Consider the following 24,276-nt stretch of genomic DNA (forward strand, 5'->3'; position numbering starts at 1 on the left):
GCCCCGATGGCCCGTCCCACCGACTGGAGCGCGCTCGGGCTGGGCGGTGACCCGACGCCCGGAGATCCCGACCGGATCGACGCGGTCATCACCTCCCAGGAGTCGCTGGTCTCCCTGGCCGACACCATCGACGAGGGTCTGACATCGATCCTGAACACCACCGACGGGGTGTTCGTCGGCAAGACGGCGGACGCGCTGCGCAAGGTGATCGACAAGGATCTGCGGCACTACGTGTCGACGTTCCGGCAGGCGCACAAGGACGTCCAGGCGGCGCTGCGCACCTATGTCGGGGTGATGCGGGAGCAGCAGCGGGTCGCCGACGAGGCGCTGAGCGCGGCGGCGGCCTTGGCGGAGGACGACGAGGCGGGCCGCGAGGCGCAGAAGGCGATCGCCGAGGACGCCGGGGACGAGCTGCAGTCGGCGGCGGGCACGGCGGCGTCGGCGCTGCGGGAGGCGGCGTACAGCATCGCCTCGCCGATCGACGAGTGCGAGGAGTTCTGGAAGGCGCTGGGCTGGCTGGCGCTGATCCTGGTGATCCCGGCGATGATCGTCGGCGGTCCGCTGGCGCTGTTCGCGATCGGGCTGAACGTGGCGCTGCTCATCAAGACGGCGATCGACTTCTCGCAGGGCAAGGCGAGCATCACCGAACTGGTGCTGTCGATCATCGGGGTGATCGCGCCGACCACGAAGGGCATCCGCCTCGGTGACCTGTGGAAGGGGCTGAAGGGGCTCGGTTCGACGGCCTTCAACGGGACGCGCAACCTGCTCCTCGGCGGTCCCAACGCGTTCGGTCTGTTCACTCGGCTGTCGCTGGGGCTGGACGACGTGTTCCGGGCGAGCGGTTCCTGGCTGAACGGGCTGAAGGGCATCGACGGGCTGAGGTTCGCGGCGGGACTGAGGGCCATGCCGGGGCCGAAGGGCTTCACCTTCGGGGGTGTGCCGTTCGCCGGGAGTGCCTTCCGTTTCGTCCCGGCCGCCGTGGACCTGACGGTGATCAATCTGATGGGCGCGAAGAGTTTCTTCGCGGTGCGGTCGGTGCTCGGCGGGCTCAACGGCATCCGGTCGGTCGGGGCGTCGCTGGGCAGCGGCCTGGTCAACGGGGTGCGCGGGTTCAACAGCCTGCGGCTGTTCCTGCCGGTGGCCGCCGACGAGATCGGGCTCGGTCTGACCGTCGCGTTCCGGGTCGGATTCATCGACCGGGGTGTCTTCGGGCTGTACCGCTACGGGGTGTTCGCCGGCGGGCAGGTCCTCGCCACGGGCAGCCGGATCAGCGGGGGCGTGGCGCACGGTCTGTCGCTGACGCGGCCCACGGCCGACCTGGGCACGCTGCCGCACGCCGGCCTGGGGCGGTTCTCGCCGGAGACGGCCGGGGGCGGGCTGGGGGTGGGGCTGCGGGGGCTGCCGCCGATCTCCCTGGCCGACTCGATGGGGTCGGTCGGCGTCAGCGGTTTCCGGGGGCTGGGCTCCTCGGTGGACCTGTCCGCACCGGGTGCCGGGGCGAGGATCGTGGACGTGCCGTCCGTGGCGGGTCCCGGCGGCGCGGGCATGGCGCACATCCCGACGCTGGGCCCGATGTCGTCGGTGTCGGTACCGCACCTGAACGGGCTGCACGTGCCGGCGGTCGGCGGGGACATCGGCGCGGTGGGCGTGCGGAACATCGGTGTGCCGCACCTCGGCGGGAACGGGGTGACCCGGATCGACCAGTCGGCCGTCGGCGGCCTGAACGCGGTGCACGTGCCGGCGCCGGGCAGCCTGAGCGCGCCGGCTCCGGGCCAGGTGCACATGCCCGCGCCGACGCAGATGGACGCGGTGTCGGTGGGGTATGTCAACGTGCCCTCGCTGGGCGCGCTGGCGGACGGCCCGGCGATCGCGCGGCTGGACGCTCCGGGGGCGGGGGCGCGGGTGACGGACCTGCCGGCGGTGCACGGTGCCGGCCGGGTCGACGTACCGTCCGTCTCCCAGGTGAACCTCCCCTCGCTCGGCCGGGGTACGGACCTCACCGCGCCGACCGTGGCCCGCGTCGACGTGCCCTCGGTGGGCCGCGCGGGGGACGTGTCGGTACCGGCGGTCGGGCGGGTGGACGTGCCCTCCGTGGGGCGGGCCGGGGACGTGTCGGGGCCGTCCGTGGCGCGGGTGGAGGTGCCGGCGATCGGGCGGGCCGGGGACGTGTCGGTACCGGCGGTCGGGCGGGTGGACGTACCGTCCGTGGGCCGCGCGGGGGACGTGTCGGCGTCTGCGGTGAGCCGGGTCGACGTGCCCTCCGTGGGCCGGGCCGGAGACATCGCGGCGTCGGACGTCGCGCGGGCCGATGTCCCCGCGCTCGGCCGGACCGGCGACCTCACGGCACCGCCGGCCTCACGCGTCGAGGTGCCTCCGCTGGGCGCGTCGGCCGGCGGTACGGCGACAGCGCGGCTGGACGCGCCGGGTACCGGCGCCCGCGTGACGGACCTGCCGTCGGTGCACGGCGCCGGCCGGGCCGACGTACCGTCCGTCTCCCAGGTGAACCTCCCTTCGCTCGGCCGGGGTACGGACCTCACCGCGCCGGCCGTGGCCCGCGTCGACGTGCCCTCGGTGGGCCGCGCGGGGGACGTGCCGGCGCCCTCCGCCCCCCGGGTGGACGTACCGGCGGCCGGACGGGCCGGGGACGTGCCGGTACCGGCGGTCGGGCGGGTGGACGTGGCCTCGGTGGGCCGTACCGGGGATCTGACGGGACCGTCCGTCGCACGGGTCGACGTACCGGCGGCCGGACGGGCCGGGGACGCCTCGGCGGGGTCCGCCGCGCGGGTGGACGTGCCCGCCGCCGGGCGGGCCGGAGAGGGCACCGGCCAGGTCGGTGTTCCCGCCGCCGGCCGGCCCGGTGGCCCGGACGCGTCGGTGGCCCCCGCTGCTCCGCGCCCCGGCCACCCGGTCACCCCGGAGGCCGGCGCGGGCGGCCGCACGCCCGTGCCGCTCGCCGGCGCCGGTACCGGGCAGGTCCCGGTGCCTGTCGTGCCCGTCTCCCACGCCGCCCCGCCGCCCGTCCCCGCCCCCTCGAAGGCGCTCGGCGGACCGGGTCACGGCTCGCTCGTCGCGGACCTGCCCGGGCTGGGCCGGATCGACCTGTCGGCGCTCGCCCTGCGGACCGTCGAGGTGCGCATGATGAACGGGGTGCAGCTCAACCTCCAGCACACCTTCTCCGAGATCGACGACCTGCTGCGCGGCGTGCGGATCGACGTACGGCCGGGCGGCGGAGCCGAGCGCGCGCACGTCACGGTGGCGGCCAACCCGCACGGCGTCGACGGGGTGTCCGCCCGGCACGTCGAGCTGAACGGGCAGGACGTCCTCCAGGTCGAGCGCGCCATGCCCGACGGCTCGACGCACCGCTGGAGCTTCGCCCTCCGGGCGCCCGACTACCAGCGGCTCGGGGACATGCAGGTGATCCCGCCGGGCGGCCGGGACACGGACCTGGAGATGGCGGCGATGCCGAGCGGTTCCGGGGCCGCGCCGGCCGCGCCCGCCGCCGCCCCCGCTCCCCCGCCGCCACGTGTCCTGGACGTGCCGGGGCTGGGCGGTGCCGCCCGGGTCCAGGTGCGGTTCGGCGAGACGCCGGGCAGCGTCACCGAGGCCGTCGCGGTGCCGCACGGCTCCGCGGGCTCCGGGGGTCTGCCGACGGTCACCGTACGGGCGGGTCAGGGGCCGGGCGGCGGCGACCTGGTCCACCTCGACCAGCGGGTCGGCGCGGCGGAGGTCCGCAGTATCGACCTGGTGCGGGACGGCGACGGGCTGCGGCCGGTCTCCGACGAGCGTCTGATCACGCTGGCGGGCGGGGAGTTCCGGGGCACCACGGTCGCCGTCGACCTGCTGCACGGCAACGCGGTGCGGCAGGTGCCGTCCGCCGGCGGTCCGGCCCCGGCGGGACGACCCGGTTTCACCGGGCCGGAGCTGCGGATGCCGACGGGCAGCGGTTTCCAGCTCTACGACCCGGCGACGGGGCTGCCGACCCGGTCGGCGCTGCGGATCGAGGACGGGACGGGCGGCCGGCTCCACGCGCTGCCCGGCCGCGACGGCCGCAGCCTGCGCTTCACGGACGCGGACGGCACCCCGGTGGCATCACCCGGGGCGACGGCGCACGTGCAGACGGGGGGCGGTTTCCGCGTCGAGTACGGCTCGTCCCACGTGGTGGTGAGCCCCACGGGCGCCCACACCCACACCGTCGTCCCCCTGCGCGGCACCGACGAATACGTCCTCCGCCCCACCGACCACCGGCCCCCCACCCGCGTCGACGCCCACGGCACCGACCGCGGACCCCTCACCCTCAACCCCGACAACACCCTCCACATCCCCACCCCCAACCCCCACCGCACCCGCGTCCACGACCCCGCCGGCCACCACACCCACGACCTCCTCACCATCCAAGGCGGCCCCCTCACCGGCCACACCCTCCACCTCACCCCCGACGGCACCCCCACCCTCCCCCACGCCACCATCACCCCCCAACCCCACGGCGCCCACCGCATCCAACACGGCGACACCCACGTCATCGTCAACGCCGACGGCGCCCACACCCACACCGTCATCCCCCTGCGCGGCACCGACGAATACGTCCTCCGCCCCACCGACCACCGGCCCCCCACCCGCGTCGACGCCCACGGCACCGACCGCGGACCCCTCACCCTCAACCCCGACAACACCCTCCACATCCCCACCCCCAACCCCCACCGCACCCGCGTCCACGACCCCGCCGGCCACCACACCCACGACCTCCTCACCATCCAAGGCGGCCCCCTCACCGGCCACACCCTCCACCTCACCCCCGACGGCACCCCCACCCTCCCCCACGCCACCATCACCCCCCAACCCCACGGCGCCCACCGCATCCAACACGGCGACACCCACGTCATCGTCAACGCCGACGGCGCCCACACCCACACCGTCATCCCCCTGCGGGACACGCCGTACTTCGCCCACGTGCCGGACGGCGGCGGGGCGCCGCTGGTGCGGGCGGGCGACGGCACGGGCGTGCCGCACACCACGATCAGCGCCCGCGGCGACGGCCGTTTGGTGGTCACCGACACCGGCGCCGGGACCGTGCGGCTGCACCGGGCCGGTGACGGCTCCACCGAGCTGACCGCCACCCGCCTCGGCACGGGCGAGGCGGTCCATGTGCAGCGCGGCGGCAACCTGGAGCTGATGGACGCCCGGCTGACCCGGGTCGACGGGTCCACGGTGACCGGGGTGCCGGGCGGCGGCCACCATGTCACCGGGGCCGGCGGCGAGATCCGGATGTTCGGCCCGGACGGCGCCCACCGCTACACCCTCACCCCGCCCGGCGAGGGGCAGCACCTGTTCCGCGCCGCCGATCCGCGGGGGGGCCACGCGTTCGACGCCGTGCAGCTCTCCGACGGGGTCGGCACCCGCTTCGTACGGACCGACACGCACGCCCTGCTCGACGGCGACCTGCGCCCCGTGCCGGGCTCCCCGGACGTGCGGTTCGGCCGCACCGCCGAGGGCCATTACCGCGTCGACGTACGGGGCACCGGGCCGCACTCGGGCGAGTACAAGATCTACGACGGGCGGGGCCGGCTCACCGAGCAGCGGATCAACGTCATCGACCGCGGCACCGTCAAGCCGAACGAGTACCTGCTCGTCAGCCACCTCGACGACGGGACCGTCAAGCCCAGCTGGACACGGGTCCGGCTGGGCGCCGACGGCACGCCCGTGCCGGGCGCGGGGGCGCGCAAGTGGTACGACGGCGGGACCGTGGACCCCAAGGGCGTCGGCAACGGCCGGGTGCGGCTGGTCAGCCACTCCGGCGTCGAGGTCATGGAACGCCGGCCGCTGCCCGGCGGGCACACGGTGGACGCCTATCACTCCCGGGCCGGGGTCGGCACGTTCGGCGCGTTCAACCAGCGCGGGGTGTGGACCGAGTTCGACGCGGCCGGCGGGGTGCTGCGCTCGGGCACCCGGCACTGGGGCGAGAGCGGCCGGAGCTGGTTCGACGTCACCGGCTCGGGCAGCCTCAGCACGCGGGTGCGGCATTTCCAGGAGAACCCGGACGGCGGCCACGTCCTGGCCCGGCTGGACAACCGGCCGCTCACCCAGAGCTTCGCCGGGCCGACCTCGTGGACACGGTTCGACGCCGACTTCAAGCAGGTCGCGCAGGGCACCCGGCAGTGGGGCCCGGGCCGCGGCTACACCGACACCATGGTCCACCCGGTCACCGGGGAGCGGGTCGTGATGCACGAGAAGTTCGGCCGCTTCACCTGGTCCGTGCACGATGTGCGCCGCTACCACCAGACGGAGATCGGCGCGGACGGCGTCCCGAAGCGGGACTACACGTCGTGGTCGCCGCACGGCAAGGAGAACGGCCGCGGCCAGACCCTCAAGGACGGCGGCTTCCTCGTCACCCACCGGTTCGCCGAGCAGCGCCCGCCGGTCGCCTTCCGCTGGCTGGCGAGCGGCGAGTACCGGGCCGCGCACCTCGACCGGGTGCCCTGGCTGGCCCGGGACAGCCGGCTGCACACCCACAGCTGGACGCAGACGTCGGCGGACGGGGCCACCACCACGCACGGCATCCGGTTCGCCACCCTCAACACCGTCACCGACGTGACCCGCGCCGGGGACGTCGTACGGGAGACCCGGAAGCTGCTCGGCGGCGACACCGTCACCGTCGGCGACGTACCCCTGCCGGCCGGGGCGCACCGGCAGGACGGTTATCTGCCGTGGTCGCAGGGCGAGGGCAAGCCGCAAGGCCACCGGACGTACCGTCAGGGCGACTTCGCCCCGCTGCCCGGCGGGTTCGGCAACGACCTGCCGGCGGTCCGCTGGCAGGAACGGGTCACCGACGACCTCGCCGACGGCGACTGGTACAGCCCGAACGCGGGCAAGCAGTGGCGGGTCGTCCGGGTCGGGTTCGCCGACGGCTCGGTCGTCGACTTCCGTCCGGCGCCCGGCGCACCGGGCCGCACCGGCCACCTCGGCGCGGGCGACTGGACCCGCTACGACCACCAGGGGATGGTCGTCGCCCGCAAGGACACCTGGCCCGACCCGGCCGGCGGGAACCCGGTGGAGGTCACGTCGCTGCGGATGCTGGACGGGAACGTCCGCTGGACCGACAACCTGGGCAACAGCGGCGTCCGCAAGCTCAACGAGCACCGCGGCGAGGTCACGCCGTGGGGCTGGGACCGGGAGTCGTTCCAGGACTTCGACGCCACCGGCGCCCTCGTCCGCGACCACCGGCTGCTCGCGGACGGCACCACCGTGGACGCCTGGCGGGGACCGGACGGCAACCGCGCCTGGCACTGGAACAAGACGGGCGCCGACGGAGCCGTCAAGGAGTTCGGCACGGGCCCCGGCGACCGGGTCCGCCAGTGGTTCGACGGGCAGGGCAACGCGCTGCCCGACTGGCGGTCCGGGGCGCGGTTCGAGGACCGGGTCACCAGTCTCGGCAACCGGCTCGTGCAGGAGATCCCGGCCCGCCCGGCCGGCACCCCGCACTTCGCGGACTCCCCGCACCGCGTCCGCGAGTACACGCAGTCCCCCGGCGACGCGTTCCACGCGCACACCTGGAAGGAGTACGAGAACGGCGTCGAACTCGGCCGGAAGGTCCGCCTGCCGGACGGCACCTTCCTGGAGAGCGAGGACTGGCACAAGCAGTGGCGCCGCTTCGCCGGCGACGGCACCACGCTCATCGACGAGCGCAGCATCGCCGGGTACGTGTGGCACACCGACACCTTCGGCCGTACGTCGCTGATCGGACGCGAGACCAACTTCACCGGGGCGTTCGCCGAGTACCGGGGCTTCAGCCGCATGTGGCGCGAGCCGAACCGGTGGGAGTGGGGCCACACCGCGGCCGGCGTCTCCACCTACACGCCGTTCGTCAACCGGGCCGCGCGGGCCGTCGCCGTCGACGTGCTCCAGGAGTGGCTGCTCGACTTCGGTATGAACCTGGCCGTGTACGGCATCGTGGCCGCCGCCACCGGCACCTCCTTCGGCTGGACCGACGTGGGCAAGGCGGCGTTCGGCGCGACCGTGAGCGCCGGTGTCAAGGGCGGTTTCTCCGCTGGGCACTTCGCCGCCTACCGGGGCGGCCCGTGGAAGACGGGACTGAGCCACGTCGACCAGGGCCACCCGTACCACCGGCGGCCCAACGACGACACCTGGTCGGGCGAGTTCGGCGGCAACGAGAAGGTGACCCGCTGGCGTTCGGGCACCTACGACTTCACGGCGGGCCTGGTCAGCGGGTCGGTGTCCGGTTTCATCGGCGGCGCGGCGACCGCCGCGATCTTCGGGGTGAAGGACTCGGAGGGCAACGTCGTCCACCTGCACGGCACGGACGCGCTGCTGGCGGGTGCCATCGGTATCGCGGGCGGGGTGGCCGGCGCGGTCAGTCTCGGCATGGCCCGCACCGCGCTCACCCAGAACCTGGCCGGGCGCTGGTACCACCGCCAGGGCTTCTTCGACATCTTCGTCGTCGCCGGGCTGGGCAAGCTCGTCGACAAGCTCTTCGCCAACCTGTTCCTGTCCAAGGCTCTGACCATGTCGATCAACCCCGGCTATTACCAGGGGTCCGGGCAGAGCGGTGAGCCCACCGGGGGTACGCAGTGACCGACCTCAGAGTCGCCGCCAAGGGGCGGGGCGCCCACCGCACCATCGCGGCGGCGCTCGCCGCGGCGCCCGCCGGGGCGACGGTCACCGTGGCGCCGGGCACGTACACCGAGTCGCTGGCGCTGACCCGGCGGGTCGTCATCGAGCCGGAGGCGGGCGCCGGGACGGTGCGGCTGCGGCCGTCCGCCGGGCCGGTGGTGACGGTGACCGCGCCCGGCTGTGTGCTGCGCGACCTGACGCTGGCCGGGGACGACGCGGCGGGGACGCTGGTGCGGGTGGAGGACGCGGCGGGGCTGCTCGTCGAGCGCTGCGCGCTGACCGGCGGCCGGGTGGAGGTGCTGGGCTCGGCGGCGGGCACCTCGGCCGTCGCCAACACCGCGCTGACGGTGGACGGCACGCTCGCGGCGGAGCTGGCCGACCCGGTGGACGGCGGCGGGGTGCTGGTGCTGGACGGCACCCGGCTCAGCGGCGCCCGGGGCACCGCGCTGCACCTGGTCGGGGACGCCCGGACACGGGCCGTGGACACGGTCGTCGACGAGGTCGACGGCATCGGCGTGGTGCTCTCCGGGCAGGCGGCGCTGCTCGCCGAGCGGCTGCGGGTGTCGGGGACCTCGGGGTCCGGGGTGCGGGCCAAGGGGGCGTCGCGGCTGCTGGCCCGGGAGTGCGTGGTGCGCGGCGCGGGGCGGCACGGGGTGCTGGTGGAGGACGAGGCGGAGGCCGCGCTGACCGACTGCCGGATCGAGGACGCGGCCCGGTCGGGGATGCGGCTCGGGCACGGTGCCCGGGGCACCCTCACCGACTGCCGGATCACCGCGGCGGGCGGGCCCGGGGTGGAGGCGGAGGACCGGGCGCGGGCGGTGGTCCGGGACTGCCGGGTGGAGCGTCCCGGCGGGCACGGCGTGCGGGCCGCCGGGTCGGCCCGGGTGCTGGTCGCCGGGTCGCTGGTGGCGGACGCGGGGGCCTGCGGCATCTGGCTGGGCGGCCATGCGTACGGCACGGTCGAGGGCGGCCGGCTGTACGGCGCGCGCGAGCACGGGGTGGCCGTCGCCGGGTCCGCGACGGCGGAGGTGGCGGACACGGCCGTGACGGAGCCGGGACTGTGCGGGCTGCACGCCGAGGAGGCGGCCCGGCTGGTCGTCACCGGGTTGCGGCTGCGCGGCGCGGAGACCGGGGTACGCGTCCGGTCCGTCACCGAGGAGCCGTCCGAACTGCGCGGCTGCACCCTGGCCGGCCAGCGGCGCAGCGGGGTGGAGCTGGGGCCGGACAGCGCCGCCGTGCTCACCGACGTACGGGTGACCGGGGCGGGCGGCGCGGGGGTGGCCGTGGACGCCGGGGGCCGGCTGACCCTGACGGGCGGCACGGTGTCGGGCGCGGCCGGGAGCGGGATCGTGCTGGAGCGGGGTGCCGCGGCCGAGGTCCGCGCGCTGCGGGTGGCGGACTGCGGCAAGAACGGCATCCTGGTCGGGGAGGCGGTGACCGGCTCCTTCGACCACTGCGACCTGTCCGGTTCGGCGTTCCCCGCCGTGCACGTCGGCAAGGGCGCCGAGGTCCGCTTCCGGGGGTGCCGGGTCTTCGACTGCGGCCAGGACGTGGGTCTCGCGGACGGCGCCGAGCCGGTCTTCGAGGACTGCGCCGCCGTACGGGTGCGTACGGCGGTGCTGCCGGCGCTGTCCGATCGCGCGGGCCCGCCGGCCGCGCCCGGGCCGGGGACCGGCGGCGCACGCGGGGGCGCCCCCTCGGCGGAGGGCCCCGGGGACGGGGCGGCCGACCTGTGGCAGCAGGGCGAACCCGAGCCGGAGCCGGAGACGCTGGAGGACCTGCTCGCCGAACTGGACGAGCTGGTGGGCCTGGACGGGGTGAAGCGCGACGTCAGCGGCATGGTCAAGCTGATGCAGACGGTCCGGCTGCGGGAGCAGGCGGGGCTGCCCGCGCCCCCGCTCAGCAGGCATCTGGTCTTCGCGGGCAATCCGGGCACCGGCAAGACCACCGTGGCCCGGCTGTACGGCCGGCTGCTCAAGGCGCTGGGGCTGCTGGCCCGGGGCCATCTGGTCGAGGTGGACCGCAGCGCGCTGGTCGGCGAGTACGTCGGCCACACCGGGCCGAAGACCACGGAGGCGTTCCACCGGGCCCGGGGCGGGGTGCTGTTCATCGACGAGGCCTATGCCCTGGTGCCGGCCGGGGCCGCCAACGACTTCGGGACCGAGGCCGTCGCCACGCTGGTGAAGCTGATGGAGGACCACCGCGACGAGGTCGTGGTCATCGCGGCCGGGTACCCCGGCGACATGGAACGCTTCGTGGCGTCCAACCCGGGCCTGTCCTCCCGTTTCAGCCGCACCCTGCTGTTCGCCGACTACAGTTCGGCGGAACTGGTCAGCATCGTGGAGCACCACGCGCAGCGCCACCGCTACGAGCTGACCGACGCCGCCCGCCGCGCCCTGGCCTCGTACGTCGAGACCCTGCCGCGCGGCGCGCAGTTCGGCAACGGCCGTACCGCCCGCCAGCTCTTCCAGGCGATGACGGAGCGTCAGGCGATGCGGGTGGCCGAGCTGACCGATCCCGACTCCGCCCAGCTGATGCAGCTGGACGAGCAGGACCTGCTGTGACCGATCCTCTTCACGGGAGCACCGACACCATGTCCGCACCGCACCAGCGGCCGAAGGAAGCCACCGCGCCGGCCGGTCCCGCCGCGCAGTCCTTCGCCGACACCTTCCGCCGCCGGCCCGCACGGGCCCCGCACGGGCTGCTGCCCGGTCGCCGGGTCTGGGTGACGCTGGGCTGGACGGCGGCGGTGTCGGCGACGGTCACCCTCTCCGCGGCGCTCACGGCGAGCGGTGTCCTGGACCGGGACGAGGAGGTGACGACCGCCTCGGCGGGCGACTCGCTCCCCGCCGGCGACACCGCCGTCCCGGCCGGTTCCTCCTCGGCCCCGTCCCCCACCCCCTCCCCCACGCCCTCGAAGGAGAAGGACGAGAAGGAGGAGAAGGAGAAGGAGAAGGAGAAGGCCGCGGACACGGGCGGAGAGAAGGGCGAGGAGGGAGCGGCCGTGGTGCGGCCGGCCGCGCCGGTCACCGTGACCGCGCGCCCGGACACGGACGACGACGGGAAGAAGTCCGCGGACTCCGCCGAGTCCGGCTCCGGGGACTCGGAGAAGAGCACGGACACCACGAGCACCGCCAAGCGGACCCAGGACTTCTCCCGGCCGGTCGGCCGGATCTCCGGCCTGTACGACCCGTTCATCGGCCGGTGCATCCAACTGGTGGGCAGCTCGCTGCAGTTGTACGGCTGTGACGGGGGCGGTGACCAGGACTGGCAGTTCGCCTCGGACGGGACGCTGCGCAAGGGCGGGCGCTGCCTGTCCCTGGCCGGCCGCTCCACCCAGGACGGCACGCCGGTGGTGATGGCGTCCTGCGACTCCACCGATGTGACGCAGTGGCGCTACTCCGGCGGCAACGACATCGTCAACGTCGCCGCCGACAAGTGCCTGGACGTGGCGAACGCGGCCACCGCGGACGGGACGCCGTTGCAGATCGCCTGGTGTTCGGGGAACTCCGCGCAGAAGTGGACGGCGCCCTGAGCGGCCCGGGGTCACCGCGGTGCCCGGCGCGTCACCGCGGTGCCCGGGGCGGCGCTGTCACGAGGTCAGCCCGACGGCCGTGGAGGCGGTCCGGCCGCCTGCCGTGACCGTCAGGGTGACGCGGCCGGGGCCGGCGGGTGGGCGGGAGCGGCGTCGGCGACCGGGCCGCGGACGCGGTGAGGGCGGTCGCCATGGCACGGCCAGCAGCCGCGGCGGCTCAACGACACGGATCTTCCGTGGAGTTCCTTCATGGGCATGACGCTGTGGCGCCATGCGGTCGGCCGTGTGAACGGCGAGTTGAGGAGACCACGGCGACGACTGGTCCGGTCACCCCTGTTGACTCGGCGTCTCACCGGCCGCACATTACTTATCGGTGTTACCTGTAGGTAAACGCGCTGTTCGGTGCGCCGCGGCCAGCCGCGACCCGCCCCGGGAAGCGCGCCGCCCGATTGCCGGAGACCGTCGCCCGATCGAGAAGCCGCCGTCCGTCCGGAAAAGCCGCCGTCCACCCGAGAAGAGGGATCAGCCCATGCCGAAGCACGCCCTGAGACGTGTCATGGCCTCGACAGCAGCCGTGGCCGGTGCCCTGGCGCTGAGCTTCACCGGTGCCGCCGCGCACGCCGCCGAACCGCTCGACTACGTGGCCCTGGGCGACAGTTACAGTGCCGGATCGGGGGTCCTGCCCGTGGACCCGAGCAATCTGCTCTGTCTGCGCTCCACCGCCAACTACCCCCATGTCATCGCCTCGGCGACGGGCGCCCGGCTCACGGACGTGACCTGCGGAGCCGCGCAGACCTCGCACTTCACGCAGGCCCAGTACCCGGGTGTCGCCCCTCAGGTGGACGCCCTCGGCGCCGGCACCGATCTGGTGACGCTGACGATCGGCGGCAACGACAACGGCACCTTCATCAACGCGGTCACCTCCTGCGGTACCGCGGGCCTGCTCAGCGGCGGGAAGGGCAGCCCCTGCAAGGACCGGTACGGCAGCCGGTTCGAGGACGAGATCGAGGCGAACACCTACCCGGCGCTGAAGGCGGCCCTGAACGCCGTCCGGGCCGAGGCTCCCGGCGCGACGGTGGCGGCGCTCGGCTATCCCTGGATCATGCCGGCCGCCGCCGACCCGTCCTGTTTCGTCAAGTTGCCCGTCGCCCAGGGGGACGTGCCCTACCTCCGCGGCATCCAGGCGCGGCTCAACGCGGCCGTGCGGCGCGCCGCCGAGGAGACGGGTGCCGTCTTCGTGGACTTCGCGCGGGTCTCCGAGGGGCACGACGCGTGCGCGGCGCGCGGCACCCGGTGGATCGAGCCGCTGCTCTTCGGCGACAGCCTCGTGCCCGTCCACCCCAACGCCCTCGGGGAGCGGCGGATGGCCGAGCACGCCATGGACGCCCTGGGCCTCGGCTGACGCCCGACGCCGGGCGGCGGGGGCGTCAGCCTCCGTCCGGCGCGGGGGGACGGGCGGGGCCGAGGTGGTCCGTGCCGCCCCACACGGCGAGCCGGAGCCGGCCGTGCCCGTCGTCGCGCCAGTGCGAGACGGAGGCGTTCGGCACGGGCGGCACCCGGTCCGGCGCCTCCGCCCCGATCCCGGCCAGCACCTGGCGCAGGGCGACGACCACCGCGTCGTGCGCCACCAGCAGGACCCGGCGGCCGGGGGCCGCGGCCCCGAGGTCGGTGACGAACTGGCCCACCCGCACCGCCACATCGGTCAGGGCCTCGCCGCCGGGCGGCCGGTACCACCACTCCCCCACCCGCTCCCGGCGCGCCGCCTCCTCGGGGGCCCGCTCCCGCAGCAGGGCGGGGGGCCAGAGTTCGTGGACGCCCGTCTCGCGGTCCCGCAGCCGTTCGTCGACCAGCACCGGCAGCGACGCCCCGCGGGCCCCGGCGGCGGTGTCGGCCATGCCGTCCCAGGTCTGCCGGGCGCGACGGTAGGGCGAGCACACCACCAGGTCCGGCCCGGTGGCCGGCTCCCGGTCGGCCAGCCAGCGGCCCAGCGCCCGGGCCTGGGCGGCGCCGGTGGCGGTCAGCGGGACGTCACGGTCGCGTCCGGGCACCGGCCGGGCTGCCCGGCCGGAGCGCTCGGCCTCGGCGAAGGCGGCGTTCGCCGTGCTCTCCCCATGCCGCACCGCCCACAACGCGCCCAGGGGGCAGGGCGGGACGAGGACGGCACGGGGGCCGGACGGCGGGACGGGGTCTCGCTGGACCATACGACGGGCCTCCTGTCGGCTGGTGGCGGTGACTGCGGTGACTGCGGCGGTGGCGGCGGCGGTCACGGTGACGGCGGCGGTCACGGCGGCGGTGGCGGTGGCGGTGGCGGTGGCGGTGGCGGTGGCGGTGGCGGTGGCGGTGGCGGTGGCGCATCCTGCCAGACCGGGCGCGCACCGGGCTTCGCGACACGGCCCCCATGGCATGACGCTCACGACTGCGTCTCAAGGCACCCGTAAGCGTTTCATGCGGGCCGGAATCAGCCCCGCCGCTTCCCTCCGCCAAACCGGGGCGTAGGCACCCGAACCACCGCGCCGAGCAGGGGGAACGGACGATTCCGCCGCCCGGTCCGGCAGATACCCTGACCGAAACCTTCTGACCTGGCCCTTTTCACGGAATGCCAGGTCAGCGACCGTCTCTTTCCGGCCACTTTTGAGCCCGCCCGCTCCCCGCCCGGACGGCGCTCCCCAGCCGTCAGCGCCGGTCACGGCGGGCGGGGACCGGCCGGAGAAGTTGTCTCAGAGGACTTGGTGGCCATGTGGGGCGTCTGTGGATACGGCGCCCGGGCAGGCACACTTTCCCCGTTCCGCATGCGTGGTCCCCCAGCCCGCGGCAACCTCCCTGGCTGTGAAGGACGTTCCCGATGAACGCAGTGGGCGGACGCGCGCCCTGTTCCGGTTCCACCCGCCGCCGTTCCCGCGCCCCGCGCCGGCTCGCCCTCGCCGTCCGATGGGCCGGTCGCGCCCTGTGCTGGAGCCTCGCCGCCGCCATGGCCTCCGCAGCCGCCGATCTCGTCCTCGCCCCCGGAACACCGTGGTGGCCCGCCGTGTGGCCGCTGCCCTGGTACCTCACCGGCGCCTCCGCCCTCGCCTGGGCCGTCCTGCGCGCCCGTGAGAAGGCCGCGCGGCGCCCGCCGGACGAGGAGGACCTCCCCGCCGGCTGGGACAAGGCGGCGTGAGGCGGGCCGGCCGCCCGGGGACGCGGGCCCACGACGGAGCGGTTGACCGCCGGCCGGGCAGGAAGACGGCCCGCCGCGACGGGGGATGCGCGGCGGGCCTCGGGTCAGTGTGGCATACAGGGGATGGCGAGCGTTCCGTTCTGTCCCTTCTGGCCGAAAACTCGGCCCGTCCGGTCAGTCGCCCGGACCCGGCGTGAGCGGGCCGCGCGGATCGGCGTCCCGGCCGGACCCGGCGTACCAGTGCGCGAAGGCCGCCGCGCGCGGCCCCGGCCGGCCGAGGTGGCGCATGCGCTCGCGCCGCAGCCGCAGCAGGAAACGGGGGTCGGCTCCGGCGCCCTCGGGCAGGTGCAGCAGGGTGAGCAGCCGGTCGGAGAACTCCTGCACCTGCCACGCCTCGGTGACCCGCCGCCGGACATATCCGGCCAGGGCGGTGGGACTGCCGTCGCGGAGGAGGGAGACGAGGGCGTGGGCCGCGTCGGCGGCGTCGGCCACGGCGAGGTTCAGCCCCTTCGCCCCGCTGGGGGTCAGTACGTGGGCGGCGTCCCCGGCGAGCAGGACCCGGCCCACCCGCGGCCGGTCGCGGACCATGCCGCGCATGCGCAGCACCCCGGACTGGAGGATCTCGCCGACGGCGGGCAGTCCGTCGGCCACGGCGCCGGTCCGGGTCCGGAACGCCGCCCGGACGCGCTCGGCGTCCCAGTACTCGGCCCGGTCCTCGCACGGCACCTGGAGGTAGAGGCGGGCACGGTGGCCGGTGCGCGGCATCAGCCCGGCGAAGCCGTCCGCGTGGACCGCGTACACCACGCCCTCGACGGGGCGGTCGACGCGGACCAGGGCGGTGAGCCAGTCGTAGGGGTAGCGGAAGCCCCGTGCCGTGCCGGGGGCCAGGTCCTCGGCGAGGGAGGCGGGGCCGTCGCAGCAGAGCACGTAGTCGCAGACGGCCTCCAGGCCGTCTGCGACCAGGCGCGGCCGGTCCCGGACGTCGGTGACGGCGCGCACCGCGTGACCGAAGCGGGGCGGGGAGCCGGCCGCCTCCGCGCGGGCGACGAGATCGCGCACCAGCGCCTGCTGGGGGTACACCCGGTGGGCGAAGCCGCCGGACAGGGCGGCGTAGTCGATCCGCCGGCGCCGGCCCTCGCAGACCATGTCGCACCAGCCGTGGCGGACCCCGTCCGCCAGCATGCCGTCGGCCAGGCCGCGGTCCGTCAGGTACTCCACGACGCGGTGTTCCACCAGGCCGGCCCTGGCCCGTCCCTCGATCTCCGCCCGGGATTCCTTCTCCAGCAGCAGGACGTCGATCCCGGCCCGGCCGAGCACACAGGCCGCGACCAGCCCCGCCGGGCCCGCGCCGACGATGCCGACCTGCGCGGTCAGCCGGCGGCTCACCGGGCTCCCCCGGTCAGCGGGCGCGGGTCGATCAGGGCGGGGTTGAAGATCTCCCGGACCACGGCGAGGGGTTCCGTGCCGTGCCGCAGCAGGCAGACGCGGTAGGCCGCGGCGACCGGTGCCGGGGCGAGCGGCCACGGTGTCCGGCCGACGGCGAGCAGGGAGCGCCGGCCGCGGACACCCGCCCGGTGCAGCGCGGGTCCCAGGGCGGCGGTGCCCCGCAGGCAGGCGTTGATCCGCTCGTCCAGGTCCAGGCGGGCGACGACGTCGTTGGCCGACCACACCGTTCCGGCCGGGTCGGCCAGGGTGCTGCCGCGGACCAGGAAGCGGTCCCGGTCGCCGAGCACCGCCGCGGCCGGGGCGACCGGTGCGTCCCGGCCGCCGCGCACCCGGCACTCCAGGGTCCCGATGCGCAGCGGGGCTCTCGCCCAGGCTTCCAGGGAAGTGGTGGTGAGGCCGTCGCCGGCGAGCAGCAGCCGGGTGGCGGGGCAGGCGAACCCGTCGATGGCGTCCGCGCGGTCCCGGGGGGCGAACCCGGCCGTCCGCTCTGTCGTGGTCACTGTCACCGTACCGTTCCGCCCGCGGCCGACACCGCGGTGCTTCGTCCCTGGCCGTCGTCCCGACGCGTCGCGCGCGTCTGTTCAACCGGCCGGGCCGGGCCGCCGGTAACGCGTGTGCGGGCTGTTCATCCCATCGGGCGGTCGGGACCGGAAACCCGGACAGGGGCGGAGGGGGGTGGGGTCATCCGGTGAGCGCCCAGGGCGCGGGCCCGGTGCGGTCGTGCCAGGCGGTCAGGGCCTCGCCGTCGACGCAGACTATGCCGCACTGCCGGGCGTACTCCAGGGCGGGCGCGGTGAAGTCGCTGGTGGTGACCAGGACCGCGACGTCGGCCTCGTGGACGGTGAAGCAGGTCCCGCCGAAGCGCTGGAGGTCCTGGGAGCCGACCCGGTGGCCGTCGCCGTAGCGCTTGCACTGGACGACGACCCGCCGCCCGTCGGAGGTGACCGCTATGACGTCGGCGCCCAGGTCACCGGCGCCGCCGACCACTTCCACCGACCGGCACTCGTCGCGGGCGCAGAGGCCGGCCACGGCGTGTTCGAAGTCGTCGGGGTCCAGTTCGACGTACTCCTCGGGTGCTTCCCCCAGCCGCACGGTGTCGACGGCGGGCGCGGGCACTGCCGCGTACTCCACCGTCCGTTCGGGCGTGCCGAGTTCGCCGAGGCTGTCGGAGGCCCGTTCGGCCGCCTCCTCCAGGGCCAGGGTGGCGCGGCGCGCGTACCCGGCGGCGGCGCGGCGGCGGCGCCGGGAGCGGCAGAGCCAGACGGTCGCGGCCGTCACCAGAAGGAGCGAGAGGGCCCACACGGGCCGCTGTCCGGCGGTCCGGGTGAGGGTGCGGACCAGGAAGGCCAGGGCGCAGAGGAGCACCGCGAGGAAGAGGAAGAACAGGGCGGTCGCGCGCAGGTCGAAGCGGCGCTCGCGGTCCGCGCGACGAACAGGGCGCGTGGGTACGGTCATTGCGCTCCCTTCCACAGGGCGACGACGAAGATCACTTCACTCCGCCTGCCCAAGATCGCCGCCCTTAAGGTGCCGCCCGGCCGCCGTGATCGTCACGGACACTTGAGGCGCGCCGGACCGCACCGGGCCGCGCGCCCCCGCCACCCACCGAAGGGGAGCCCCGATGATCGAGACCGGAGCCGACGGCCGCAGCTGGCTGCTGTCCGGCCCGACCAGTTCCTACGCGCTGCGGCTGGACGACGAGGACCATCTGCTGCACCTGCACTGGGGGCCGCGGATCACCCTCGCGGACCTGGCGGAGCTGGCCGGACTCCCCTTGCCCCAGTGGTCGTTCGAGTCCCGGCTGGACGGTCACGAGGAGTACCCGGTGGAGGGCGGCGCGCGGTTCGCCGAGCCGGCGCTGATCGTCCGCTCGCCCGGCGTCCGCGGCACCCGGTGGTCGTACGTCCGCGTCGAGGTGACCGGCGGCGAACTGCGCCTCGGTTTCGCCGATCCGCTGACCTGCCTGGACCTCACCCTGCACTACCGGGTGCGCGAGGGCCACGACGTCGTGGAGCGCTGGGTCACCGTCGCCAACACCTCACCGGACACACCCCTGGAGGTGCCGCGCGCCGACTCCGCGACCTGGACGCTGCCGGTCCGCGCGTCCTGGCGGCTGTCCCATCTGCACGGCCGCTGGGGCGCGGAGAGCCGTCTGGTGCGGGTGCCGCTGTCCTACGGCGCCCACACCATCGGCAGCCGCCGCGGCCACACCGGGCACACGCATCTGCCGTGGGTCGCCCTGGACGCCGACGGCACCGCCACCGAGGAGCACGGCGAGGTGTACGGCTGCGCCCTGGCCTGGTCCGGGAGCTGGCGGCTGGCCACCCGGCGGCTGCCCGACGGCGCGGTCCAGGTGACCGGCGGCTGGGGGCACGACGACACCGGGCTGCTGCTGCTCGGCCCCGGTGAGTCCCGTACCACCCCCGTGCTGGCCGGGTTGCGGTCCGACGGGGGGTTCGGCGGGGCCAGCGCCGCCTGGCACGCCTGGCAGCTGGCGCACGTCGTCCCGTCGGCGGCCGAGGACCGGCCGGTGCTGTACAACTCGTGGGAGGCGACCTGGTTCGAGGTGGACGAGGAGCGGCAGCTCGCACTGGCCCGCCGGGCCGCCGCCCTCGGCGTCGAGCTGTTCGTCGTGGACGACGGCTGGTTCGGGCGGCGCACCAGCGACCGGGCCGGGCTCGGCGACTGGACCCCGAACCCGGACCGCTTCCCGCGCGGCCTGGCACCGCTGGCCCGTGCGGTGCGCGCGCTGGGCATGCGGTTCGGCATCTGGGTGGAGCCCGAGATAGTCAACCCGGACAGCGATCTGTACCGGGCACACCCGGAGTGGGTGCAGCACGTGCCCGGCCGGGAACCAACCCTGTTCCGCAACCAGTTGGTGCTCAACCTCGCCCGCCCCGAGGTCGCCGCCTTCGTCGAGGAGCAGGTGCGCCGGCTGCTGGAGTCGGCGCCGATCGACTACGTGAAGTGGGACTTCAACCGGTCCTTCACCGACCCCGGCTGGCCGGGCGAGGCGTTCCCGGAGCGGCTGTGGACCGAGCACGTGGAGGCGCTGTACGGCATCCTGGACCGGCTGCGGGCCGCTCATCCCGGGGTCGCCTTCGAGTCCTGCTCGGGCGGCGGCGGCCGGATCGACCTGGGCATCCTCTCCCGTACCGACCAGGTGTGGACCTCGGACAACACCGATCCGGCGGACCGGCTGGCCATCCAGCACGGTTTCGGCCAGGTGCATCCGGCGCGGGTGATGGCGGCCTGGGTGACGGACAGCCCCAACGAGCAGATGAACGGCCGGGTCAGCTCCCTGCGGTTCCGGTTCGTCAGCGCGATGGCCGGGGTCCTCGGGATCGGCGGGGACCTCACCCGGTGGAGCGAGGCCGAACTCGCGGAGGCGGCCGGGTGGATCGGCCGGTACAAGGAGGTACGGCCGGTGGTGCAGCGCGGCCGGCTGCACCGGCTGCTGCCGCCGGACGGCGACGGGCCGAGCGCGGTCCAGTACAGCCTGGGCGACGAGGTCGTGGTGCTGGCGTGGCTGCGGGCCCAGTCCTTCGGCGCGGAACCGGCGCCGGTGCGGCTGCGCGGCCTGGACCCGGGCGGGGTGTACGTCTGCCAGGACACCGGCCGTGCCCACCGGGCGCCGGTCCTGCTCCACCACGGTCTGCGCACCGGGCTGCGCGGCGACCTCGACGCCGCCGTGTTCCGCTTCCGCCGCGCGGGGTGAGGAGGGCAGCGCGGCCGTCGGAGCCGCGTCGCACGGGCGGGCCCCGGCCCGTCGCGGTGGTTTCCGGCCACCACCGGTCGGGCCGGCGCGGCGCGGGACCGGCGGGCGCGCGGGCGGCGCAGGGGCGGCGTGCCGCCCGGGGCGCGGATTACGGACAGGAGTTCCCGGCCTCTCCCTCCGCGCGCGGCTACGCGCTAGCTTGATCGTGCCGATCGAATCTCCGTTCGGCCGCATCGTGGCGCGTCCCGGAACTCCCGTGGCGCGTGGGGGCGTTGACGTTCGAGGCGGGGGCGAGAGGAGCCGCACGGTGGCACACGGGCAAGGACGGGACCCCGGCCGGCTGCTGCTGGTCGAGGACGACCGCGAGCTGATCGGCATGCTCTCCGAGGTGCTGCGCGACGACGGGTACCGGGTGGACGCCGCCACCGACGGCCAGCGCGGCCTGCACCTCGGCCTCACCCGGCAGTACGACGTGCTGGTGCTGGACCGGCGGCTGCCGGTGCTGGACGGCCTGGACCTGCTGGCCCGGCTGCGCTCGCGCGCGGTGCGCACGCCGGTGCTGCTGCTGACGGCGATGGGCACCGTCAACGACCGGGTCGACGGCCTGGACGCCGGCGCCGACGACTACCTGGTCAAACCGTTCGACCTCGACGAACTCTCCGCCCGGCTGCGGGCGCTGTGCCGGCGCGCCCTCGACGTCACCGACGTCCTGCGGATCGGCGCCGGCCGGCTGTACGTCGGCCCCCGCGAGGTCGAGCTGCCCGACGGGGAGCGGATCGCCCTCGCCGCCCGGGAGTTCGCGCTGCTGTGGGCGCTGGCCTCCCGGCCCGACACGGTGTACTCGCGCACGGAGCTGCGCCGGATGGTGTTCCAGGAGGCGCCCGCCTCGTCCATCGTCGACACCTACGTCTACTACCTGCGCCGCAAACTGGGCCGGCAGGTGGTGCGCACGGTCCGCGGGCTCGGCTACCGGCTGGGAGCGCTGTGAGGTTCTCGCAGTTCGCGGAGCGGACGGAGGTGCGGCTGGCGCGGCTGCGGATCGCCGTGATCACCGGGGCGATCATCACGCTGCTGATGGTGGTGGTCGGTCTCGTCGCGGACACGGTGATGACGCGGGCGCAGAGCGCCCAGGTGTGGCGGGAGCTGCGCTACGGCGCCTCGCGCGGCGACCTGTCGAGCCCCCCGGTGTGCACCTGGCTGTACGCGGCCGGCGCCACCCCGCTCGCCAACGCACCGGACGGCTTCCCGGTCCGCGCCGACCTGGACCGGGTGCGGCGGACCGGTGACGCGGTGGAGCGCGTGGTGCACCGGGCCGGCACGGTCTACCTGGTGCGCAGTCAGGTCCGGGCGGACGGGGACGTGGTGCAGGCGGTGTTCGACATGCGCTTCCAGCTCGCCGACCGCCGGCACCTCTGGTACGCGCTGGGCGTCGCGGAACTGGTGGGTCTGGTCGCGGCGGCCGTCACGGGCACGGTCCTCGGCCGGCTGTCGGTGGCGCCGCTGGCCGAGGCGCTCACCCGGCAGCGCCGGTTCGTCACGGACGCCAGTCACGAGCTGCGCACCCCGGTCACCCAGGTGTACACCCGCGCGCAGGTGCTGTCCCGGCAGGCGCGGGCCGCCGGGCTGCCCGCGGAGCACCGCGACGGGCTGGTCCGGCTGGTCGGTTCGGTGGGGCGGCTCGGCGCGGTCCTGGACGACCTGCTGCTCTCCGCGAGCCTGACCGCGGACCCGGCGCGGCCGGCCGAGCGGACGCCGGTCGATCTGACGGCGCTGGCCCGGTCGGTGGTCGCCGAGGAGGCGGAGCGGATCGGGGACCGTGGCCTGACCGTGACGGTGGGCGGGGCGCGCCGCACGCTGTACGTCGGCGGGATCGAGTCGGCGCTGCGCCGGGCGGTGGGCGAGCTGCTGTCCAACGCGATCAGCCACACCCCTCCGGGCGGGCGGATCGAGGTGGCGCTGACCCGCTCGGGCGCGGCGGTCGAGCTGACGGTGGCGGACACCGGGCCGGGTTTCGAACCGGCCGAGGCGGAGCGGCTGTTCGAGCGGTTCCACCGGGCCGGGGAGGGCGGGCGGTACGGGCTGGGTCTCGCGCTGCTGCGGGAGGTCGTCACGGGCCACGGCGGCACGGTCACCGCGGCGGGCCGGCCGGGGCACGGCGCCCGGTTCACCATCCGGTTGCCGGAGTGCGCTCCCCCGCCGCCCGCCCCGGCCGGGTCCGTGCCCGTCACGGCAGCTCGTAGGTGAGCAGCAGCCGGGCGGCGGCGCGTACGTCGGCGTCCAGCGGACGGTCCGGTTCCACCGGGGGGATGCGTGCCGCGAGCGCGTCCAGCAGGGCGGCGCAGCGGGGCGCGGTGGGCCGGCGGGCGCCGGCGTGGGCGGCCTGGCGCAGGCCGAGGGCGAGCGACCCGGCGAGCAGGCCGAGCAGGCCGGCCATGTCGTAGGAGCGCAGCGCGGCCTGGGTGCCGAAGGGGACGACGTCCTGGTTGTGGAGGTTGGTCGGCAGGCTCTGGGCGGAGGCCGGGGTGGTGTTGCGGCGGATCTCCGCGACGAAGGCGGTGGTGGCGAGCTGGACGCCCTGGAGGCCGTGCTGGACGCCGGGGGTGGTGGTGAGCATGGGCGGCAGGCCGCCGTTGCGGGCCGGGTCCACCAGCAGGTCCAGCTGGCGTTCGGCGAGGTTGCCGAGCTGGGCGGTGACGGAGGCGAGCAGGTCGGCGGCGAAGGCGGCGGGCTGCCCGAAGAAGTTCCCGCCGTGCACCGCCTTGCCCGTCACCGTGTCTCCGGCGCCCCCGGCGTCCCCCGCGAAGAACAGCGGGTTGTCGCTGATGCCGCCGAGGTCGGCGGCGACCACCCCGTCGACGTACGCCAGGGCGTCCTCGGCGGCGCCGAGCAGCTGCGGGGCGCAGCGGATGCTGTACGGCTCCTGGAGGGGCCGGGTGCCCGAGGGGGTGACGCCGGTGAGGGTGTGCCGCATGCGGGTGCCGACGGCGGCGGCGCCGGGGTGGCCGTAGGCGCGCAGCAGCTCCGCGTCGAGGAAGCCGGGGTCGCAGCCGAGGAGGTCGGTGAGCAGGCAGGTGAGCGTGGTGAGGGCGCGGTGGGCGGCGCGGACGGTGTCGCGGGCCAGGGCGAGCGCGGCGGTGGTGACGGAGGTGCCGTTGACGAGGGCGAGCGCGTCGCGGCCGTCCAGGGTGAGCGGGGTCAGCCCGGCGGCGGTGAGCGCGTCGGCGGCGGGCAGGCGGCGGCCGTCCAGGTAGGCGTGGCCCCGGCCGCGCAGCGCCTGGGTGGCGTAGGCGAGCGGGATGAGGTCGCCGCTGGCGCCGACGGAACCGTAGCGGGGGACGGCGGGGGCGAAGGTGGTGGCGAACATCGCGGCGAGCCGGTCGACGACCTCGGCCGAGACCCCGGAGTGCCCCTGCGCCAGGGACCAGGTGCGCAGCAGCAGCGCGGCGCGGGTGATCTCCTCGGGCAGGTCCGGGCCCTGTCCGGCGCCGAGGTGGGCGAGGGTGTTGTCGCACTGGTCGGCGTCGTCGGCGCGGCCCGCGTAGCCGAGGAGGGCGCCGAAGCCGGTGGTGGCGCCGTAGACCGGGCCGTCCTCGCGCAGGGTGCGGAAGAGACGCCGGCCGCGCTCGACGCGGGCCCGGACGGCGGCGTCCACGGTGACGGTGAGCGGCGTCGCCGCGCGGCGCAGGGCGGCGGTATCCAGGGGGCCGGTGAGGGCGACGGAGTCGGTGAGGGTGGGCACGGTCGTAGAACGTAGGCGGGGAATCTCAGAGCCCTCTGAGTTCCGGTGGATAGTTTCCG

13 protein-coding genes are annotated in these 24,276 nt (G+C 75.5%); 8 read left to right on the plus strand and 5 right to left on the minus strand.

Annotated features, from left to right (window positions below):
- The first annotated feature begins 6 nt into the window (after positions 1-6).
- From Sdagh_RS07740 to Sdagh_RS07755, 4 genes are all read left to right on the plus strand, one after another.
- The gene (locus Sdagh_RS07740) at positions 7-8,586 is read left to right on the plus strand and encodes a hypothetical protein (RefSeq protein ID WP_226534828.1); all 8,580 of its coding nucleotides are present in this window, start codon (positions 7-9) and stop codon (positions 8,584-8,586) included.
- Positions 8,583-11,189, plus strand: a complete 2,607-nt coding sequence (locus Sdagh_RS07745; RefSeq protein ID WP_190076830.1) for a right-handed parallel beta-helix repeat-containing protein — start codon at positions 8,583-8,585, stop codon at positions 11,187-11,189. Before Sdagh_RS07740 ends, Sdagh_RS07745 begins: the two co-directional genes overlap by 4 nt.
- A gap of 29 nt (positions 11,190-11,218) precedes the next feature.
- Entirely contained in the window at positions 11,219-12,160 is a 942-nt protein-coding gene (locus Sdagh_RS07750) for a ricin-type beta-trefoil lectin domain protein (protein ID WP_189419426.1), read from the plus strand.
- A 529-nt stretch (positions 12,161-12,689) separates the two neighbouring features.
- The gene (locus Sdagh_RS07755) at positions 12,690-13,562 is read left to right on the plus strand and encodes an SGNH/GDSL hydrolase family protein (RefSeq protein ID WP_189419425.1); all 873 of its coding nucleotides are present in this window, start codon (positions 12,690-12,692) and stop codon (positions 13,560-13,562) included.
- A 25-nt stretch (positions 13,563-13,587) separates the two neighbouring features.
- Here the strand turns inward: Sdagh_RS07755 and Sdagh_RS07760 are convergent, their stop codons facing one another.
- Positions 13,588-14,565 (minus strand): histidine phosphatase family protein, encoded by a 978-nt coding sequence (locus Sdagh_RS07760; RefSeq protein WP_372478426.1) that lies wholly within the window; start codon positions 14,563-14,565, stop codon positions 13,588-13,590.
- A 437-nt stretch (positions 14,566-15,002) separates the two neighbouring features.
- On the opposite strand from Sdagh_RS07760, the gene Sdagh_RS07765 reads away from it, so the two are divergent.
- The gene (locus Sdagh_RS07765; RefSeq protein WP_189419424.1) at positions 15,003-15,317 is read left to right on the plus strand and encodes a hypothetical protein; all 315 of its coding nucleotides are present in this window, start codon (positions 15,003-15,005) and stop codon (positions 15,315-15,317) included.
- 174 nt (positions 15,318-15,491) lie between these two features.
- On the opposite strand, the gene Sdagh_RS07770 is transcribed toward Sdagh_RS07765, so the two are convergent.
- From Sdagh_RS07770 to Sdagh_RS07780, 3 genes are all read right to left on the minus strand, one after another.
- On the minus strand, positions 15,492-16,703 hold the full coding sequence (locus tag Sdagh_RS07770) for an FAD-dependent monooxygenase (protein ID WP_189419423.1): 1,212 nt from the start codon (positions 16,701-16,703) through the stop codon (positions 15,492-15,494).
- The gene (locus tag Sdagh_RS07775; RefSeq protein ID WP_189419422.1) at positions 16,700-17,263 is read right to left on the minus strand and encodes a hypothetical protein; all 564 of its coding nucleotides are present in this window, start codon (positions 17,261-17,263) and stop codon (positions 16,700-16,702) included. Before Sdagh_RS07775 ends, Sdagh_RS07770 begins: the two co-directional genes overlap by 4 nt.
- Positions 17,264-17,444: 181 nt before the next feature.
- Positions 17,445-18,218, minus strand: coding sequence for a restriction endonuclease (locus tag Sdagh_RS07780; protein WP_189419420.1), 774 nt, complete (start codon positions 18,216-18,218; stop codon positions 17,445-17,447).
- Between the two features lie 163 nt (positions 18,219-18,381).
- Between Sdagh_RS07780 and Sdagh_RS07785 the strand changes: the two genes are divergently transcribed.
- From Sdagh_RS07785 to Sdagh_RS07795, 3 genes are all read left to right on the plus strand, one after another.
- A complete protein-coding gene (locus Sdagh_RS07785; RefSeq protein ID WP_190076829.1) occupies positions 18,382-20,478 on the plus strand; it encodes an alpha-galactosidase in 2,097 nt (698 codons plus the stop codon).
- 307 nt (positions 20,479-20,785) lie between these two features.
- Positions 20,786-21,466 carry a response regulator transcription factor gene (locus Sdagh_RS07790; protein WP_226534830.1) on the plus strand — a complete coding sequence of 227 codons (681 nt, stop codon included), beginning with the start codon at positions 20,786-20,788 and terminating at the stop codon, positions 21,464-21,466.
- On the plus strand, positions 21,463-22,722 hold the full coding sequence (locus Sdagh_RS07795; protein ID WP_226534832.1) for a sensor histidine kinase: 1,260 nt from the start codon (positions 21,463-21,465) through the stop codon (positions 22,720-22,722). Before Sdagh_RS07790 ends, Sdagh_RS07795 begins: the two co-directional genes overlap by 4 nt.
- On the opposite strand, the gene Sdagh_RS07800 is transcribed toward Sdagh_RS07795, so the two are convergent.
- Positions 22,703-24,217, minus strand: coding sequence for an aromatic amino acid ammonia-lyase (locus Sdagh_RS07800; RefSeq protein ID WP_190076828.1), 1,515 nt, complete (start codon positions 24,215-24,217; stop codon positions 22,703-22,705). The genes Sdagh_RS07795 and Sdagh_RS07800 overlap by 20 nt on opposite strands.
- Between the last annotated feature and the right edge of the window lie 59 nt (positions 24,218-24,276).

Origin of the sequence: Streptomyces daghestanicus, from assembly GCF_020521275.1 — a bacterium.
Taxonomy (GTDB): domain Bacteria; phylum Actinomycetota; class Actinomycetes; order Streptomycetales; family Streptomycetaceae; genus Streptomyces; species Streptomyces griseoviridis.

Coding starts and splice junctions, on each gene's coding strand:
- Sdagh_RS07740 (WP_226534828.1), top strand. CDS start 7: ATGGCCCGTCCCACCGACTGGAGCGCGCTCGGGCTGGGCGGTGACCCG.
- Sdagh_RS07785 (WP_190076829.1), top strand. CDS start 18,382: ATGATCGAGACCGGAGCCGACGGCCGCAGCTGGCTGCTGTCCGGCCCG.
- Sdagh_RS07765 (WP_189419424.1), top strand. CDS start 15,003: ATGAACGCAGTGGGCGGACGCGCGCCCTGTTCCGGTTCCACCCGCCGC.
- Sdagh_RS07755 (WP_189419425.1), top strand. CDS start 12,690: ATGCCGAAGCACGCCCTGAGACGTGTCATGGCCTCGACAGCAGCCGTG.
- Sdagh_RS07780 (WP_189419420.1), bottom strand. CDS start 18,218: ATGACCGTACCCACGCGCCCTGTTCGTCGCGCGGACCGCGAGCGCCGC.
- Sdagh_RS07750 (WP_189419426.1), top strand. CDS start 11,219: ATGTCCGCACCGCACCAGCGGCCGAAGGAAGCCACCGCGCCGGCCGGT.
- Sdagh_RS07760 (WP_372478426.1), bottom strand. CDS start 14,565: ATGCCATGGGGGCCGTGTCGCGAAGCCCGGTGCGCGCCCGGTCTGGCA.